General features: G+C 61.6%; 15 protein-coding genes. All 15 read left to right on the top strand.

Annotated features, from left to right (window positions below):
* The first annotated feature begins 16 nt into the window (after positions 1-16).
* The 15 genes from recG to IPI56_04350 all read left to right on the top strand — a co-directional run bounded on the left by recG (position 17) and on the right by IPI56_04350 (position 16,297).
* Positions 17-2,125: an ATP-dependent DNA helicase RecG gene (gene recG / locus IPI56_04280; protein ID MBK7544958.1), complete on the top strand. Its 2,109-nt coding sequence runs from the start codon at positions 17-19 to the stop codon at positions 2,123-2,125.
* Positions 2,126-2,165: 40 nt separating this feature from the next.
* Positions 2,166-2,669, top strand: a complete 504-nt coding sequence (gene coaD, locus IPI56_04285; GenBank protein ID MBK7544959.1) for a pantetheine-phosphate adenylyltransferase — start codon at positions 2,166-2,168, stop codon at positions 2,667-2,669.
* A gap of 13 nt (positions 2,670-2,682) precedes the next feature.
* Complete coding sequence (locus IPI56_04290; protein MBK7544960.1) at positions 2,683-3,720, top strand: phosphate acetyltransferase; 1,038 nt, start codon at positions 2,683-2,685, stop codon at positions 3,718-3,720.
* Between the two features lie 15 nt (positions 3,721-3,735).
* Complete coding sequence (gene tadA / locus IPI56_04295) at positions 3,736-5,394, top strand: Flp pilus assembly complex ATPase component TadA (GenBank protein ID MBK7544961.1); 1,659 nt, start codon at positions 3,736-3,738, stop codon at positions 5,392-5,394.
* 26 nt (positions 5,395-5,420) lie between these two features.
* Entirely contained in the window at positions 5,421-6,497 is a 1,077-nt protein-coding gene (locus IPI56_04300; protein ID MBK7544962.1) for a type IV pilus twitching motility protein PilT, read from the top strand.
* Positions 6,498-6,503: 6 nt separating this feature from the next.
* On the top strand, positions 6,504-8,099 hold the full coding sequence (locus IPI56_04305; protein MBK7544963.1) for a response regulator: 1,596 nt from the start codon (positions 6,504-6,506) through the stop codon (positions 8,097-8,099).
* Between the two features lie 36 nt (positions 8,100-8,135).
* Positions 8,136-9,362 (top strand): type II secretion system F family protein, encoded by a 1,227-nt coding sequence (locus IPI56_04310; GenBank protein MBK7544964.1) that lies wholly within the window; start codon positions 8,136-8,138, stop codon positions 9,360-9,362.
* A 145-nt stretch (positions 9,363-9,507) separates the two neighbouring features.
* Positions 9,508-9,963 (top strand): prepilin-type N-terminal cleavage/methylation domain-containing protein, encoded by a 456-nt coding sequence (locus tag IPI56_04315; protein ID MBK7544965.1) that lies wholly within the window; start codon positions 9,508-9,510, stop codon positions 9,961-9,963.
* Positions 9,964-10,040: 77 nt separating this feature from the next.
* A complete protein-coding gene (locus tag IPI56_04320; GenBank protein MBK7544966.1) occupies positions 10,041-10,829 on the top strand; it encodes a prepilin peptidase in 789 nt (262 codons plus the stop codon).
* Positions 10,830-10,988: 159 nt separating this feature from the next.
* Positions 10,989-12,122, top strand: coding sequence for a type IV pilus assembly protein PilM (gene pilM, locus IPI56_04325; protein MBK7544967.1), 1,134 nt, complete (start codon positions 10,989-10,991; stop codon positions 12,120-12,122).
* A 2-nt stretch (positions 12,123-12,124) separates the two neighbouring features.
* On the top strand, positions 12,125-12,688 hold the full coding sequence (locus tag IPI56_04330; protein ID MBK7544968.1) for a PilN domain-containing protein: 564 nt from the start codon (positions 12,125-12,127) through the stop codon (positions 12,686-12,688).
* A complete protein-coding gene (gene pilO, locus IPI56_04335; GenBank protein MBK7544969.1) occupies positions 12,689-13,237 on the top strand; it encodes a type 4a pilus biogenesis protein PilO in 549 nt (182 codons plus the stop codon).
* Between the two features lie 76 nt (positions 13,238-13,313).
* A complete protein-coding gene (locus IPI56_04340) occupies positions 13,314-13,712 on the top strand; it encodes a hypothetical protein (protein ID MBK7544970.1) in 399 nt (132 codons plus the stop codon).
* Positions 13,713-13,755: 43 nt separating this feature from the next.
* Positions 13,756-15,630: a type IV pilus secretin PilQ gene (pilQ, locus tag IPI56_04345; protein MBK7544971.1), complete on the top strand. Its 1,875-nt coding sequence runs from the start codon at positions 13,756-13,758 to the stop codon at positions 15,628-15,630.
* A 13-nt stretch (positions 15,631-15,643) separates the two neighbouring features.
* On the top strand, positions 15,644-16,297 hold the full coding sequence (locus IPI56_04350; GenBank protein MBK7544972.1) for a hypothetical protein: 654 nt from the start codon (positions 15,644-15,646) through the stop codon (positions 16,295-16,297).
* The last annotated feature ends 13 nt before the right edge of the window (positions 16,298-16,310 follow it).

A 16,310-nucleotide genomic window follows, 5' to 3' on the forward strand; every position in this document is an offset into this window, starting at 1 on the left:
CTAAAATAATACCACTTTGACCATCGATCCGCAAACACGACGCTCCGCCGGTCCGTTGGCCCTGGAGACCCCGCTTCAGTACCTGAAGGGTGTCGGCCCGGCCCGCGCCAAGGCCTTGGCCAAGCTGGGGCTGGTCGCGGTGGGGGATTTGTTGTGGCACCTTCCGCGCTCCCACGAAGACCGCCGCCTGGGGCCGCCCGCCCTGTGGGGGCCGCCCGGAGCCCCGGTGGCCCGCGCGGGGGTGGTGTCCCATTACGAAACGGCGTCGGCGGGGAAAAACCTGGTCATCGGTCGCGCGTTGATCGCCGGCGACGGCCCCCCGTTCGAGGCCCTGTGGTTCCGTCGCCGCAGTTACCGCTACGACGCTCTCGCTCCCCTGGAAAAGAAATTGACGCCCGGCGCGCGGGTGGCGGTCTACGGGCCCTGGCAACGGGGTCCGCGGGGGCCCGAGATCCGGGTGGAGGATCACACGTTTCCGACCGGGGAGACCTCGCCGCACATGGACCGCTGGGTGCCGGTCTACGACTTGACGGCCGGGGTGGACGGCGCACTGCTCCGTCGATTGGTCTGGTCGGCCCTGGAGGTCGTCGACCGCGTGGAGGACCCCCTGCCGGAGTCCCTGCGGGCGGCGTGGGGTTTTCCGGGTCTCGCGGCGGCGCTGCGGGACTATCATTTTCCCGTCGATCCGGCGCGGCGCGCGGCCGCCCGCCGACGGTTGGCGTTTGACGAGTTCTTTATGTTGGAGTTGGCCCTCGCCCGCGCCCGGGAACGCCGCCGCCGCGGTCCCCCGTCTCCCGTGTGCGCGGCCAACCGCTCCCTCTTGAGCCCGTTCCGCGCCCGCCTGGGGTTCGATTTCACCCCGGCGCAAAAAAAAGTGATCAACGAGATTTTCGACGACATGGGCCGCCCGGAGCCCATGAACCGCCTGCTCATGGGCGATGTGGGGTCGGGGAAAACCGTGGTCGCGGTGGCGGCCCTGCTGCTGGCCGTGGAGAGCGGCCACCAGGCCGCGCTTTTGGCGCCCACGGAAATTTTGGCCGAACAGCACGCCCTCGGGTTGTCGCGTTGGCTCGAGGGACTGGGCGTTCGTTGGGCCCTGTTGCGGGGGGGCGGTTCGCCGTCCCAAAAAAAGAAGGACAAGGCGGCCTTGGCCGCCGGTGAAATCCAGATCGCCATCGGCACCCACGCGTTGCTCGAGGGGGACGTCGCGTTCAAGGACCTGGGCGTCGCCGTGATCGACGAGCAACACCGGTTCGGGGTGGCCCAACGCGCGGCGTTGGGGGCCAAAGGGCGCTCGCCCCACACCCTCCTGATGACCGCCACCCCGATTCCCCGCACCCTCGCCATGACGGTGTACGGGGATCTGTCGGTCTCGGTGATCGTGGGGCGTCCTCCCGGCCGGGGGCCCGTCCGCACCGCGCGGGCCACGGAAGGGGAGGCGTGGGCCGCCGTGTCGCGGGCGCTGGCCGCGGGCCGCCAAGCCTACGTCGTGTTTCCTTTGATTGAAGAATCGGAAAAGTCGGACCTGCGGGCCGTCGTCGAGGGTTGGAACCGCCTGCGCGCCCTTTTTCCCGACCGCGCCGTGGGCCTTTTGCACGGTCGGATGAAGTCCGAGGAAAAAGCGCGCGCGATGGCGGACTTTTCCGCCGGCCGACTCCACGTCCTCGCGGCGACCCCGGTCATCGAGGTGGGCATCGACGTTCCCAACGCGACGGCGCTTGTGGTCATGAACGCCGAACGGTTCGGTCTGGCCCAATTGCATCAACTGCGGGGGCGGGTGGGGCGGGGCGCCCACGCCTCGGACTGTTTGTTGGTGTCCCGGGCCGGGGGGGACGCGGCGGAGCGCCTCGCGCTCCTGTGCCGAACAAACGATGGTTTTGTTTTGGCGGAGGAGGATTTAAAGCGCCGGGGTCCCGGGGAAGTCTTGGGCGAGGCGCAACACGGGTTGCCCGATTTCCGCGCGGGCCATTTGGTCACCGACGGTCCGTTGATCGAGGAGGCGCGGGCCCGCGCGTTCGCGTTGCTCGCCGAGGACCCGGGGCTCGCTCGCGCGGAGAACGCCGTTTTGGCGGCCCATTTGCAACGGCGTTTCGGGGCGCGGTGGCACCTGGGCCGGGTGGCGTGACGCCGTTGACAGACGCCCCCCGGGGATCTAGAATGCCGTCATGACATCGACGGGGCGGCGGGTGGTGTATCCGGGCAGTTTCGACCCGGTCACGAACGGGCATTTGGACATGGTGTGCCGGGCGTGCCAAATGTTCGACCACGTGACGGTGGCGGTGTCGGCGAACCGCGCCAAGAACCCCCTGTTCTCCATCCCCGAACGGTTGGACATGCTCAACACCGTCCTGGCGCCGGTCATCAAAAGCGGTCGGGTGGACGTGGACACCTTCGACGGCCTGCTCGTCGATTACTGCCGCAAAAAGGGCGCGGTCGCCGTGGCGCGCGGGCTGCGCGCCCTCTCCGATTTCGAGTACGAATTTCAAATGGCCCTCATGAACCGACACCTCGCGCCGGAACTCGAAACCGTCTTCATGATGTCCGATGAAAAATACACCTACCTCTCGTCCACCCTTCTCAAAGACGTGGTGCGTTTGGGCGGCGACGTGGCGCGGTTCGTGCCCGCCGCCATCGCCGGGCGCATCCAGCGAAAGTTGACCTCGGCGTGACCGCGCGGGCGCGATGACCTCCACGCACCCGCGGGTGGTCCTCCCCCGGACGCAGGGGCGCTGTTCCGCCCGTCTCGAGGGGTTGCGCGTCCGGGGCTTTGCCTCCCGTCCCCGTTTGCTCCTCCCCGAGGGAGAGGACCCGCGCGTTTTGTCGGCGGCGGCGTTTCTGTCCGCCCGGGGGTGGGCCCGGCCCGTCTTGATCGGCGACCCCGGCGCGGTGACCGCCCGCGCCGCCGAACAGGGCGTTTCCCTGAAGGGATTGGACATTTGGGACGCCGCCGACCCCGTTCGCCGGTCGTCGGGGGCCCGGGCGCTTCTTGAAAAACGGCGGGCCAAGGGGATGACCGAGGACCAGGCGGCCGACCTGTTGAAAGACCCTTTGTACCAGGGCGTCATGGCCCTGTCGGCCGGGGAGGGGGATTTGCTCGCCGCGGGCGCCGTGCGGACCACCGCGGACACGGTGCGCGCGGGGTTCGCCGGGCTCGGCCTGGCCCAGGGCGCGGACATCGTTTTCGGGGCTTTTTTGATGGAATGCCCCGCCGGATCGGGGAGGCTGGTCCTCTTTGCCGATGGCGCCGTTTCCCCGCGCCCGTCCCCCCGGGGCCTGGCCGCCGTGGCCGTGGCGGCGGGCGCTCTTTTCGAACGCTGGGTCGGCGAACCCCCCCGGGTCGCGTTCCTCAGTTTTTCCACCCGGGGCAGCGCCGAGGACGAGAGCGTCGCCGCGATCCGCCACGCGGTGGAAGGGGCTCGAAAAAAAGCCCCGGGGCTGGCAATCGACGGGGAGCTTCAGGGGGACGCGGCCCTCGTGGATCACATCGCCCTCCAAAAGGGGGCCGCCGACTCCCCCGTGGCGGGCCGGGCCAATGTCCTGGTTTTTCCGGACTTGAACGCGGGCAATATTGGGTATAAGCTGGTACAGCATCTGGGCGGTGCCCGCGCGATCGGGCCGGTCCTGGCCGGTTTGTCACGGCCGATGACCGACCTGTCGCGGGGTTGCACCGACGAGGACATCGTGGACGCGGCCGCCTTGACGGCGTTGTTGGCGTCCTAACGGAGAACTGACCCCATGGCAAACGGACCCGCGAAAAAGAAACGGCTCGGCGACCTTCTCGTTCAGGAAGGCGTGATCACCGCCAAACAGCTCGAACGGGCGGTGGAAGTCCAACGGACGAAGGGCGGACGGCTGGGCGACATCCTGGTGGAGCTCAACCTCGCCACCGAGGAATTGGTGCTTTCGGTGTTGGCCAAGCGGGCGGGGGTGCCGTTCGTTTCTTCCCTCACGGCCTACGGGAAAATCGCCCCCGAGGTCCTCGCTTTGCTGTCCTCGGAAGTGGCCCACACCCACAACGTGTTCCCCCTGGCCAAGGAGGGGAACACCCTCACCGTGGCCCTCGCGGACCCCTTCGTGGACCTCAACGTCGTCGATGACCTCAAGATCCAGACCGGGTGTGACATCAAGGTGGTCCTCGCCTCCGAGAAGGAAATTCAAAAAGCCGTGGCCCTGCACGGCGCGACGATGGGGAAGCCCTCCGGCGAGCCCGGGGCGCCCTCGACCCACAGCGACGCCCAGATGGAAACGATCGTGTCGGCGCTTCTGGAGACCGCCGCCAAGGTGGGCGCCGACCACATTTATTTGGAGCCCGGCGCCCGCGCGGTCCGGGTACGCTATCGGATCCACGGGTCGCTCCAACAGCGGCCGGACCTGCCACCCCGTCATTTGGCCCCTCTGATCGCGCATCTTAAAACGATGGCCGGCCTGAATGTCGCCGAACGCTGGCTCCCGCAAGACGGGCATTTCCGCCGTTCCTGGGAAGGACACGATTTGGAAATCCGCGTGGCCACCCTGGCGACGGCTTCGGGGGAAAAGGCGGTCCTCTCCCTCTTGGATTCCGATCGCGCGCTGCCTCTCGACCTGGCGCGCCTCGGGTTGGACCCGGATATGCTCGCCCAATACCAATCGCTCGTGCAGGCGAAAAACGGCCTCGTGATAGTGGCGGGGCCGGCGGGTTCCGGGAAAACAGCGACCCTGTACGCCACGCTCGCGGCCCTCAACACGCCGGAGCGGCACGTGGTGACCATCGAGGACCCCGTGGAGCGGACCCTCGAAGGGCTCTCCCAAATGCAGGTCCGGGCGGACGTGCGGATGTCGCTGGCTTCGGGGTTGCATGTTCTCCGCCGGCAGGATCCCGACGTGATCATGGTGGGGGAAATCCGCGATTTGGAAACCGCCGAGGCCGTTTTGGACGCGGCGTCGGAGGCCTTGGTGTTGACGGCCGTGATCGCGACCGACACCCTGGGGGCGATCCAAAAACTGATCGAAATGGGCGTGCCGCCGACCCTGTTGGCCGCCCGCTTGTCGGGGGTGTTGGCGCAGCGGTTGGTCCGTTCGATTTGCCCCAATTGCCGGGAAACCTATTCCATGTCCCTGCGGGAGTTGATGGCTTCGGGCGTGGGCGATAAGGAAATCCGCGCGGCCAAACGCGCCGAGTCCTTCACGCTTCAACGGGGCCGGGGGTGCGGGCAATGCCTGGGAACCGGTTACGCGGGCGCCGCCCCGGTCTTCGAGTTGTGCGGGGTGTCGGAAGGGCTTCGCCGCCTGATCGCGGAAAAGGCCGGCCCCTCCCTCCTGGCGCGGGAAACCGCGGAACGGGTGACGTTGCGGGAGGCCGCCGTGAAGCGGGTGCTGGCCGGGCAAACGACGGTGGAAGAAGCCCTGCGGGTGTAGATTTTGGAATGGAAACGAGGTGACCCATGTTGAACATGAACGATTTGTTGCTGATGATGGTGCAAAAAAAAGCGTCCGATCTCCACCTGACGGTCGGCGCCCCCCCTTGCCTGCGCATTGACGGCAACCTCACGCAAACCGCCCTCGAAAAGCTGACGGGGGACATCTGCCAGCGATTGGTTTATTCCCTTTTGTCGGACGTGCAAAAACAACGGTTCGAGTCGGAGAACGAACTCGATATTTCTTTCGGCATCAAAGGCCTGGGCCGGGTGCGTATGAACGTGTACCGGCAGCGCGGCTCCGTCGGGGCGGCCCTGCGGTCGGTGCCTTCGCGCTTCCTGAGCTTCGAAGAAATCGGGTTGCCCCCCGCCATCAACGAAGTGGCGAACCTCCCGCGCGGGCTGGTGGTCGTCACCGGGCCCACGGGGTCGGGGAAATCCACGACGCTCGCCAGCATCATCGATTACATCAACGAATCCCGCCAGGGCCACATCGTCACGATCGAAGACCCCATCGAGTACATCCATTACCACAAACAGTGCCTGGTGAATCAGCGCGAGTTGGGGTCGGACACGTCGACGTTCGCGGCCGCGCTCAAGTACGTGCTTCGCCAGGACCCCGACATCATCCTCGTGGGCGAAATGCGCGACGCCGAGACCATCGCCGCCGCCATCACCATCGCCGAGACGGGCCACTTGGTGTTCTCCACTTTGCACACCAACGACGCGGCGTCGACTGTCAACCGGATTTTGGACTCCTTCTCGCCCGAGCGGCAGGATCAGGTGCGGTCCCAGTTGTCTTTCACGTTGCAGGCCGTGCTCAGTCAAAATCTGTTGTTGCATTCATCCGGGGTGGGGCGGGTGTTGGCGTGCGAATTGTTGTTGGTTACCCCGGCCATTCGAAACCTGATTCGCGAACAAAAAGTCGAACAGATTTACTTGGCCATGCAAACGGGGTCCAAGAGCGGCATGCAAACCATGAACCAGGCCCTTTATTCCTTGGCCATGCGCAATTTGATATCGACCCAGGAGGCTTTGGCGTCCTCCACCGACGTGGAGGAGTTGCGTCGGCTCTTGCCCAAAGAGTCGTCCACGCAAATGTAACGGAGAATGCCGAAAACCGGGGAAGTCATCGACGTCAACGTCCAGGCCAAGCCCAAAGTGCTGGTGGCCGATGACGAACAGGACATCGCCTCGCTGATCGAGGATTGGCTCAGCGAGACCTACGATGTGACCATCGCTCTCAACGGCAAAACCGCCGTTCAGAAAGCCATTTGGCATCAACCGAACGTGATCCTCCTGGACATCGTCATGCCCGACATGGGGGGGTACGAAGTGGTTCGCCTCCTGCAGTCCACACCCCAGACACAGGACATCCCCCTGATCGTCATGACGGCCAAGAACTACGATGACTCGACCGTGAAAATGATCAAAGCGGAAAAAAACGTTTACGGTTTCATCAACAAACCCTTTAAACCCACCGACCTGTTGAAGATGATCCAGCGTGTTTCGGTGAAAGACCGGACGTTTGAACCCACGACGTCCTCCGCCCCGATCGCCCCGGGGGGGCCTCCGATGGCTCCCCCTTCGGCGGGCCCCGCGGCGCGGCCCCAGGGCGTTCCGTCCGCTCCGGCCCCGTTCCGCCCCCGAAACCCCACCCCCGACAGTTCACTGGCCCAGCGAGCCGTCGATCGCTCGGTGGGGCCGATCGAATTTAAAAAACCGACGCCGGAGCCCCGCGCCCCCGCCGGAAATCGCGCGGGGGCGCTCCCGGTCGCCCCGGCGGGCGGGGGGAGCCTGTACGGGGGGAGGCCTCGAACCCGCATGGAGTCCCTTTCCCGTGGGGCGTCGCGATTGTTTTTCCTCGCCGCCTTTTTGTTGGGGGGGGTGGTTTCCGTTGGGGAATGGACCGCCCGCAACATGGAGCAGCAGGTGGGGCACGGCCTCTTCGTGCCGTCGATTTACCCCGCGAACCGGTTTAACGCTTTTTTGCCCTACCAATGGCTGTCGTCCACCACGGACAAAAAACGTGTTTGGAAAAACGGCGGGGTCGTTTACGAATTCAATCAGTGGGGCTTGCGGGGAGAGGATTTTCCGCTGGTGGGCCCGGAAGGCCGAACCCGTGTTTTGTTGGTCGGCGGATCGTTTGTCTTCGGCCGTGGGATCTCCACACGTGATTTGCTGTCCAATAAATTGCAGGAAACACTCGATAAAATTACCCCGGGAACGTATCAAGTCATCAACGCGGGACTGTGGCAGACATCGCCGGAAGAGCAATGGGCGTACATCAAGGAGGTCGGGTTCAATTTCAAGCCCGCCGTGGTTTTTTGGCTGATCGAACGGCGCGAGCCGGGCACCCCCACTTCCGAGGGGTTGAAATGGTTGGCGGAGCACCGTTGGATGGTGGAAGGGTTTTGGGGGAAAAGTCGGCTTTTGAAACTTTGGGTCGCGCACAAAATCACCGGTTCGGGGGATCCCGTTTTAACGGCGTCCACCCCGCTTTTGCGCGAAGCGTTGGAAGGAACCCGTTCCCAAAGGGTCAAACTTGTGTATTGGTTTGTTTCGCGGGACTCCGCGGGAAACACCGCGGGCCGGACCATCCCGGTCCCCCCCAACGCCGATCCAGAAGCCTACGCCGAGTTGATGGACCGACTGAACCGCGCGTTGGCGGCGGAAACGCTCGCACAAACCTCTGGACAGAATTGAAAATGTCGGGTAGATAGAGAGCGGAGACCAAACCAGATGCCACAATTCGCTTACAAAGCCCGGGGCACCGGGGGCAACACCACCGCCGGGGTCCTCGAGGCCGCGGACCAACGCCAGGCGATGGATCAGTTGCGTTCCCAGCGGCTCATCGTCCTTGAAATCAATGAAAACCAGCCGGGCCTACTGGACGCGATCAAAAAGTTTCCGCTGTTCAAACCCAAAATACCGTCGAAGGACATTGTCTTGTTTTCCCGGCAATTGTCCACGCTGGTGTCCGCGGGCGTCGCGCTGGTCTCGGGCCTCAACATCCTTGCCGAGCAGATCCCCACGCCCGCGTTCAAAACGGTTGTGCTGAAGGTGAAAGAGGACATTGAGTCCGGGTTGCCTGTGGCCGACGCCTTAAAGAAGCACCCGGACGCCTTCACGGACCTTTACGTCGCCATGATCCGCGCGGGCGAAGTGGGCGGTATTTTGGACGTTATTCTGGAACGTTTGTCGAACTACCTGGAGGCGGCGGAGGCCCTGCGGCTCAAAGTCAAAGGCGCCATGATGTACCCGATGGTCGTGAGCTCCATCGCGGGGGCCGTGACGATCTTCTTGTTGGTCGGGGTGATCCCCACTTTTAAAGACATTTTTTCCAGTTTCGGCGCCGAACTTCCCCTTCCGACGCGCATCGTGATTGGCATTTCGGAATCCCTCCAAAACTATTTCTACATTTACATCCTGGTGCCGGCGGCGATCGTGTTCCTCTTCCGTCGTTGGGGGAAAACCGAGAACGGCAAGAAGGTCATCGACGCGAAATTGCTTCAAATGCCCATGTTCGGCTTGATGTTGCGAAAAGTGGCGGTCGCGAAATTCACCCGCACCCTGGGCACCTTGGTCAAATCCGGGGTCCCGATTCTTCAGGCCATGGAAACCGTGGCCCAGACCTCCGGGAACAAGGTCATTGAAACCGCCATCATGGAGGCGCGCGAGTCCATCCGGGAAGGCGAGCGCATCGCCGAACCGCTGAAGCGATCGGGCGTTTTTCCTCCGATGGTCACGCAGATGATCGCCGTCGGCGAGGAAACGGGGAACATGGACACGATGTTGCATAAAATCGCCGATTTTTATGACCAGGAAGTCGAACAAGCCATCAAGGGTTTGACGTCGATGATCGAGCCGATCGTCATCGTCATCATGGGGGTGGTGATCGGCGGTATCGTCGTCGCCATGTTCATCCCCATGTTCGAGCTGGGGTCCTTGGCCGGCAAGCAGGGATAAAAACCCTTGACGAAAGGCCGTTGGGGGGGCACCCTTTAAAGGCCGGCGGGGTCTGGCTTGACAAGATCCCGGCGGGTATGGTACTCAAAGGCAACAACTTCCCGGCGGCAACGCGGGGAAGGAACATCAGAGGAGGTGACAAGTTATGAGCAAACTACTTAAAAGAGCCGCGGAGCGAGGGTTCACGCTCATCGAATTGATGATCGTGGTCGCTATCATTGGTATTCTGGCAGCCATTGCCATCCCGAAATTCGCGGACCTCATCACGAAATCGAAGGAAAGCTCGGCGAAAGGCAGCTTGGGCGCCCTTCGCAGCGCGGTCAGCATCTACTACTCGGACACGGAAGGGATCTTCCCGGTCGACATGGCGGTGGGATTGACGAGCGGGAACAAGTACCTGGATCAAGTTCCCGGCGTTACGATCCCCCCTGTCTCGATGGTTAGCAACCCCGGCCACGTGAACAGCACGGCCATCCGGACCTTGGCGGCGGGCGCGATAAACGAAGCCGGCGGTTGGTATTACAACAGCGGCATCGGCACCGTTCAGGTCAACTGCGCGGCGCACTTGGACACCAAGGGTTCCACCTGGAGCCTCTGGTAAGTCCGAGCGTTTATTCAGTTTAAAAGAAGGGAGAGGGAGAAATCCCTCTCCCTTCTGTTTTGGGGGGGAGGAAAACCTTGGATCCGATGACGGCGGCCTATCGAGTGTATTGTTTGGTGATGGGCGCGGTGTTGGGCAGTTTCGCCAACGTGTGCGTCCACCGGGTGCCCCGGGGGCGTTCCATCGTCCACCCCCCGTCGTCCTGCCCCCGGTGCGGGCACCGCATCCGCGCGCGGGAAAACATCCCCGTCGTGAGTTTTTTGTTTTTGCGTGGGCGTTGCGCGGGTTGCCGACGGCCGATCTCGTGGCGATACCCCGCTATTGAAATTCTTTTGGCGTTCCTTTTCTTGGGGGTGGCGATCCGGACCCCCCCGGGCCCGGAAGCGATTCACGGGGCGTTCTTTGTGTTTGTCCTCGTGGTGGTGTCAGCGATCGATTTCGATTGGTGCATCATCCCCGATGTGTTCTCCTTGGGCCTCTTGGGGGTGGCGGTGGTTTTGGCCCCCTTGAATTCCGGCCTCGGGGCCACCGCCCCCGAACGGGCGTTCGCGGCTTTTGCGGGCGCCGGGGTGGGTTTCCTTTCATCCTGGGCGGTGTCCCGCGCGGGTCGGCGTTTTTTCCGCCGGGAGGCGCTCGGTCGCGGCGACGTTAAATTTTTGGCGGGCCTCGGGGCTTTCCTGGGGTGGCGCGGCGTGCTGAGCGCTTGGTTCTTGGCCTCCCTTTTTGGCACAGCGGTTTTCCTTTTCCTTAAATTCCGTCGGAAAAGCCATTGGGGCGACTATCTCCCGTTCGGCCCTTTCTTGGCGGCGGGGGGGTGGGTGCATTGGACCTGGCCGGGTCTGTGGTCGTGGTGGTGGGCGCGATGATCCGCCGGGAAGAGCGCGTTCAGAAAAAACCCTTGACAAAATTCCATGGGAACCTATATATATAGAGCAGTGTGCAACACAAACCGTCTAACGCCGAGCAATCCCCGACCCCGGGGATTACTCGGCGTTTGCTTCTAACAACGGAGATGACAACGCGACATGGCTTCATTCGCCGATTCGCTTAAGAACTTCCGGCTCGACAAACTTCGGTTCAAGTCGAAGGACGCCATCGGTGTCGACCTGGGGTCCACCGCGGTCAAAATCGTTCAGTTGAAGGGGACCCCCGGCCGGTGGAAACTTCACCGGTGCGCCCATTTGCCGTTGCCCAACGCCAGTCCCGAAGTTCCCGCGGCGGAACGGCGGACCCAAGCCGTCAACCTGCTCAAGGATTTTTTATCGAAACAAAAAGGGGCGGTGTCCAAGAACGCCGTCTTTTCCGTGGCCGGCAACTCGGTGATTGTTCGTTTCGTCAAATTCCCCAAAATGTCCCGGGACGACCTGTCGAAAATGATCTTGATCGAGGCCGAACCCTACATCCCCTTTTCCATCCCCGAAGTGAACCTCGATTTCCACATCCTGGGCGACGTGGTCGAGGAAGGCCAAAAGAAAATGGAAACCATTTTGGTGGCCGCGAAAAAAGAAACCATCAACTCCCGCTTGGACATCATTCAACAAGGCGGGTTTTCACCCACGTTGATCGACGTGGACGCTTTCGCCTTGGAAAACGCGTACGAGTCCAGCGTCGGCCCCAACGTGAAGGAAACCGTCCTCATCGTTCACGTGGGGGCGTTTGTCACCTCCATGGCCATCATTGAAAACGGTGTGCCGAAAGTGGTCCGCGATGTTTTCATCGCGGGCAACACCGTCACCAAGGCTCTCCAGCGCAACTTTCAGTGCGACACCAAACAAGCCGAGGCGATGAAAGCGCGGGCGGCCATCTTGGCGACCGCGGAGGAACGGGAAAAAGCCGTCGCCGAACAAAACAAAGAAGCCCTGCAAATGTCCACGGTGATCATGCCCGTGATGAAAGATTTGTTGGCCGAAATTCAACGCTCCCTCGACTTCTTTCTGTCCCAGGGATCGGACCGGCAGGTGGGCCGCGTCCTCCTCTCGGGCGGCGGGGCGCGGTTGACCAACCTCACCTCTTATCTGGCGCAGGAATTGCGGTTGCCGGTGGAGCTGTTCGACCCGTTCCTGCGCATCGAGGGAGCTCAATCCATCGCCCCGGAAGTGCGGCCCTTGTTCAGCGTGGCCATCGGTTTGGCGTTGCGCAAGGAAGGGGACGCGGTCTAGACATGATCAAGATCAACCTCCTCCCCCGCGAAGTCTACGCCGCCAAGGCCCAGAAACAGTTTCAATCTTTGGCGGTCGGCCTGGCCGCGGTCGTCGTGCTTTTGTTGATGGGGTACTACTTCCATTTGTCCACTGTTTCCAAACGATTGGAAAAAGATTTGACCGAAGCGCGGGGTGAGCTGCAGCGTTACGAAACCATCGATCGCGAAGTGAAGGAAATGCAGGTCGAAGAGGGCCGCCTGAGCTCGCGGTTGTCCGTCATTCAGGATCTGCTTCGGGGCACGCTCACCTACCCAAAGTTTTTCGAGGATTTCATGGCGTTGTTGCCGTCGGATGTTTGGGTCCAAAGCGTGTCCACAACCACCGACGGGGCCGGGGGACTGGGGGTCACCGTCAACGCCCAGGCGCTGTCCAGTTTCGCGGTGGCCGACTGGTTGACCAATTTGCTGTCGAGCTCCCTTTGCAATTCCGTGCGGCTGGGGGCCATCACCGTGACCGAGCAAAACGAGGGAACTTCGGCGATTTACAGTTTCACCATGACGTTCAATTACCGGGGGCAATCCTAAATGGCCATGACACAGGAACAACAAAAGCAGTTGGTCATGGGCATCGTCGCCGTTGGGATGTTCGGGTATGTTTACATCAATTATCTCTTAAAACCGAAGCGGGCCGATATCCAAGCCAAAACGGTGGAATTGACGGAAGTCAACGGCCGGATCGAAAGTCTTCGAGCGACCGCGAGCCAACGGGACCAATTGTTGCGGCGGGTCGAGGACCTGAAGGTCGAGGTCGCCAAAGTCGAGCGGCGCCTGCCCCGGCAACAGAACATTCAGGATGTAATCCGCGTTGTCAGCCAATTGGCGACCAAGCACGGGGTTCGTTACTCCACCTTTTCTCCCCTGGGGACCCAATCCCCCGGCCTGTTCACCGAAATCTCCTTCGGCATGAACATCACCGGTTCGGTTCACTCCATCGGAAAATTCCTGGCGGCCTTGGGTCAGCAGGAACGAATATTTAGCGCGAAAAACTTATCGATCAGCTACGCCCCCGACCCGAAACGGAATCAAACGGTTTCAGGGAACTTCACCCTCTTCGCCTACAGCTACAATGGATAAAACGCGCGTTCTCTTCTTTTGTTTATTGGTCGCCGGCGCAACCCGGATGTCGGGCCGCGCCTTCGCTCAGGAACCGATGATCCCGCCCCTTGTGATTTCGACGGCCACGGCCCCCACCGAATCGGAATACGTATACAAAGGCGATCGTTTGCGTGATCCCTTTGTCCCCCTCATCGGCGGCGGGGCGGGTGCCGTTGCGGCGGCTGTCCAACCGGAACTCGGTTCGTTCAATCCCGCGGGGGCCGAGCTCAAGGGGATTTTAAAATCCCCCACGGGGCGATGGGCGATTTTGCGCACCACAGACGGTGGGGTTTACATTGTCCAAAACGGCAAGGTGCACGACCCCAAGCGACGTGTTGTCGACGGTTATCAAGGCGTCATTAAAGAGCGAACGCTGATCTTGCTCGGACCGAAAAATGAGGAAGTCGAACTTCGCCTAAAAAAAGACGAAGAGGCGGCTAATAACAAACCGTGATGCGGTGTCGAAAGAAACGGCAAAGCCGCCGGAGGGTGCGCCCATGATCAAATCTCTGCGAATCAAATTCAATCGTTCGACCCAAAGCGGGTGGGGACGTATTGGGCGTCTTGCTGTCGTGGCGGCCGTCCTGGCCCCGCAGCCCCCCACCGTTTACGGATTGGCCGCTCTGGAGGGCTCGGCCCATCATGGGGTCCCCACCATGGCGGTGGGAGACAACGCGAACCTTAAAAGCATTTCTTACGAAGGGAACAGCGTTCGTGTGGAATTGGACCGCCCGGCCCAATACCGGGTGTTCGCCCTCAATCAACCCCCTCGACTCGTTATCGAGCTTCCGAGGACGCTTCACGGTCCCAAACCCTATGAGGCCGCCGTGAACGACGGCACTTTGAAGCGGATCCGCAGTTCCCAGTTTAAGACCACGCCCGACATGGTCACACGTGTGGTTTTGGATTTGCCCCGCATGATCCCTTACAAGGCGGTCCAAGAAGGCAACGGTGTGGTCCTGCGTTTTAACGAGGCGGCCGGAGAAGGAGAGACGGAGGTTTCGACCGGGGACGTGCGCGAGGGGGAAGCCGCGGCCGATGTCGTGGCGACGGCGGCGGCCCGGTCGGGCAGTCGCGGTTCGGCGCGACCGAAGGATTTGCTGGCTTCCTTACCCAAAAATCCCATCACCATCGACTTTGACGACGCCGACATCCGGGACGTGATTCGGGTCTTGGCCGAAATGAGCGGCGTCAACATCATTTATTCCAACGATCTGCGGGGCGTGGTGACCATCCATTTGGATCGCGTTCCTTTTGACGAGGTTTTCAACACCGTATTGACCACGCAGGGGTTGGTCGCCCAACAAATCGGGAACAACATCCTCCGGGTGTTGACGCCCGAGGCCCTCAGCTCGGATCGCGCCCGATCCGTGACAACCTACAAGACGTTCACTTTGAGCTACGGAAAGGCGTCCGAGGTGGCGACTCACCTGTCGGCGGTCAAAATTTCACCCACCGGCCGTTTTACGGTGGATGAACGGAACAACGCCATCGTGGTGACCGATACGCCCGAGGGTTTGGCGGCGGCGGAACGATTGATTCTGGATTTGGATCGGAAGCCCCAACAGGTTTTGATTGAGACGAAAATTATTGAGATCAACCTCGATAAAGCCCTCCAGTTGGGCATCCAGTGGGAATACGGCCGCCGCGAATTGAAAACCAATGGGATGCAAGTTATGGGCCAACGGTTCGCCGAGTCGGGGAACACCGTCCCCGATGGGAAAGTGGGGTTTCCTGCCTTTGATTCCAGTGGAAATGAAATTGTGGTTTATGGGGCGAATCCGACGGAACGGGGCACCGGCGTCAACCTGCCCGGGGACACGGACAGCACCGCAATCACCTTTGGCTTCATTAACAACAGCGATCTTTTATCGGCCACTCTAAACGCGTTGGAAAAAGAAAACCAAACGAAGACGTTGACGAACCCGAAAATTGTGACCACCAACAACCAGCAGGCGAAAATTCAAATCGGTCAAAAGGTGCCTTTCCTTCAGACCACGGTGTCCGGAACGGGCACGGCCACGCAATCCACCGTCTTCGCGGACGTCGGATTCATCATCGACGTCACCCCCACGATCAGCGTCGACAACCGCATCCGTCTCAAGGTGAAGCCCGAAGCCAGCTCGGTGCGGGGCATTACCTCGGCGGGCCCCACCATCGACACCACGACCGCGGAAACGGAAGTGATGCTCACGGACGGCGAGACCATCGTGATCGGTGGTTTGGTCAGCGAAAGCATGATTGAGGATGCCAAAAAGGTTCCCCTGCTTGGGGATTTGCCGGTCCTGGGCGTGTTTTTCCGAAGCACTTTGAATCAGAAGGTTCGCAAGGAACTCCTGGTGTTCATCACCGCCCGGATCGTGCCCGATTGAGCACCCCCCTCCGGTGACCTCCGACGCCGAAGAGCTGTCCCTCAGTTCCTTCCTCAAACAGGCCGACATTGCTCGGCAACGCCAAGCCTGGGACGATGTCATTAAAATTTTCCAGGTTGCGCTAAAACAGGCCCCCGAGGACCGTCGGTTTCGCTTCGGTCTCGCCCAGGCGTACAGCGCCAAGGCCGATCAGTCCGGTTTCAAGGCCATGCACCAACGCGCACTGGAGGAGTTTTGGCGGTTGGTCAACAGCGACCCCTCCGACATGAAAGCCCACGATGGGCTTCTCGCCACCGCGGTCAAAGCGGATCAATTGGCCGACGTCATGGAAGAGTACCGCCAGCGAATGACCCGGCTGCCGGAGAATACTTCCTACAAGGACGCCTTCAAGAAAATCCAAACGTTGTACTTCCTCCGCGCGGAACCCAAGAAACCGTCGGCGGCCAGCGGTGGTTTTTTGAACGTCATCGCCGGGCGCGTTGCCCCCCTCGGCGCCTTGGGGTGTTTGTTGGCTTGGGTTTTTGTGCGGATGAAAATCGGTCCCAACGCCGACACCGCCGGCCGTTCCCTCTTGATGATGGAGTCCATTTTCGGCCGATTGGGGTTCTTCCTGATTTTGGGGTCCCTCGCGTATTACACGTATCGCATTTTCCGCACCCGCAAGTAGTTCCCACACCTCC

This window comes from Elusimicrobiota bacterium, assembly GCA_016706425.1.
Classification (GTDB): domain Bacteria; phylum Elusimicrobiota; class Elusimicrobia; order FEN-1173; family FEN-1173; genus JADJJR01.

What these genes read in the sequence shown, in the direction of transcription:
- IPI56_04310 (MBK7544964.1), top strand. Translation starts at nt 8,136, where the DNA reads ATGCCACAATTCGCTTACAAAGCCCGGGGCACCGGGGGCAACACCACC.
- pilM (MBK7544967.1), top strand. Translation starts at nt 10,989, where the DNA reads ATGGCTTCATTCGCCGATTCGCTTAAGAACTTCCGGCTCGACAAACTT.
- pilQ (MBK7544971.1), top strand. Translation starts at nt 13,756, where the DNA reads ATGATCAAATCTCTGCGAATCAAATTCAATCGTTCGACCCAAAGCGGG.
- IPI56_04305 (MBK7544963.1), top strand. Translation starts at nt 6,504, where the DNA reads ATGCCGAAAACCGGGGAAGTCATCGACGTCAACGTCCAGGCCAAGCCC.
- IPI56_04300 (MBK7544962.1), top strand. Translation starts at nt 5,421, where the DNA reads ATGTTGAACATGAACGATTTGTTGCTGATGATGGTGCAAAAAAAAGCG.
- IPI56_04290 (MBK7544960.1), top strand. Translation starts at nt 2,683, where the DNA reads ATGACCTCCACGCACCCGCGGGTGGTCCTCCCCCGGACGCAGGGGCGC.
- IPI56_04340 (MBK7544970.1), top strand. Translation starts at nt 13,314, where the DNA reads ATGATCCCGCCCCTTGTGATTTCGACGGCCACGGCCCCCACCGAATCG.
- pilO (MBK7544969.1), top strand. Translation starts at nt 12,689, where the DNA reads ATGGCCATGACACAGGAACAACAAAAGCAGTTGGTCATGGGCATCGTC.
- coaD (MBK7544959.1), top strand. Translation starts at nt 2,166, where the DNA reads ATGACATCGACGGGGCGGCGGGTGGTGTATCCGGGCAGTTTCGACCCG.
- IPI56_04315 (MBK7544965.1), top strand. Translation starts at nt 9,508, where the DNA reads ATGAGCAAACTACTTAAAAGAGCCGCGGAGCGAGGGTTCACGCTCATC.
- IPI56_04330 (MBK7544968.1), top strand. Translation starts at nt 12,125, where the DNA reads ATGATCAAGATCAACCTCCTCCCCCGCGAAGTCTACGCCGCCAAGGCC.
- tadA (MBK7544961.1), top strand. Translation starts at nt 3,736, where the DNA reads ATGGCAAACGGACCCGCGAAAAAGAAACGGCTCGGCGACCTTCTCGTT.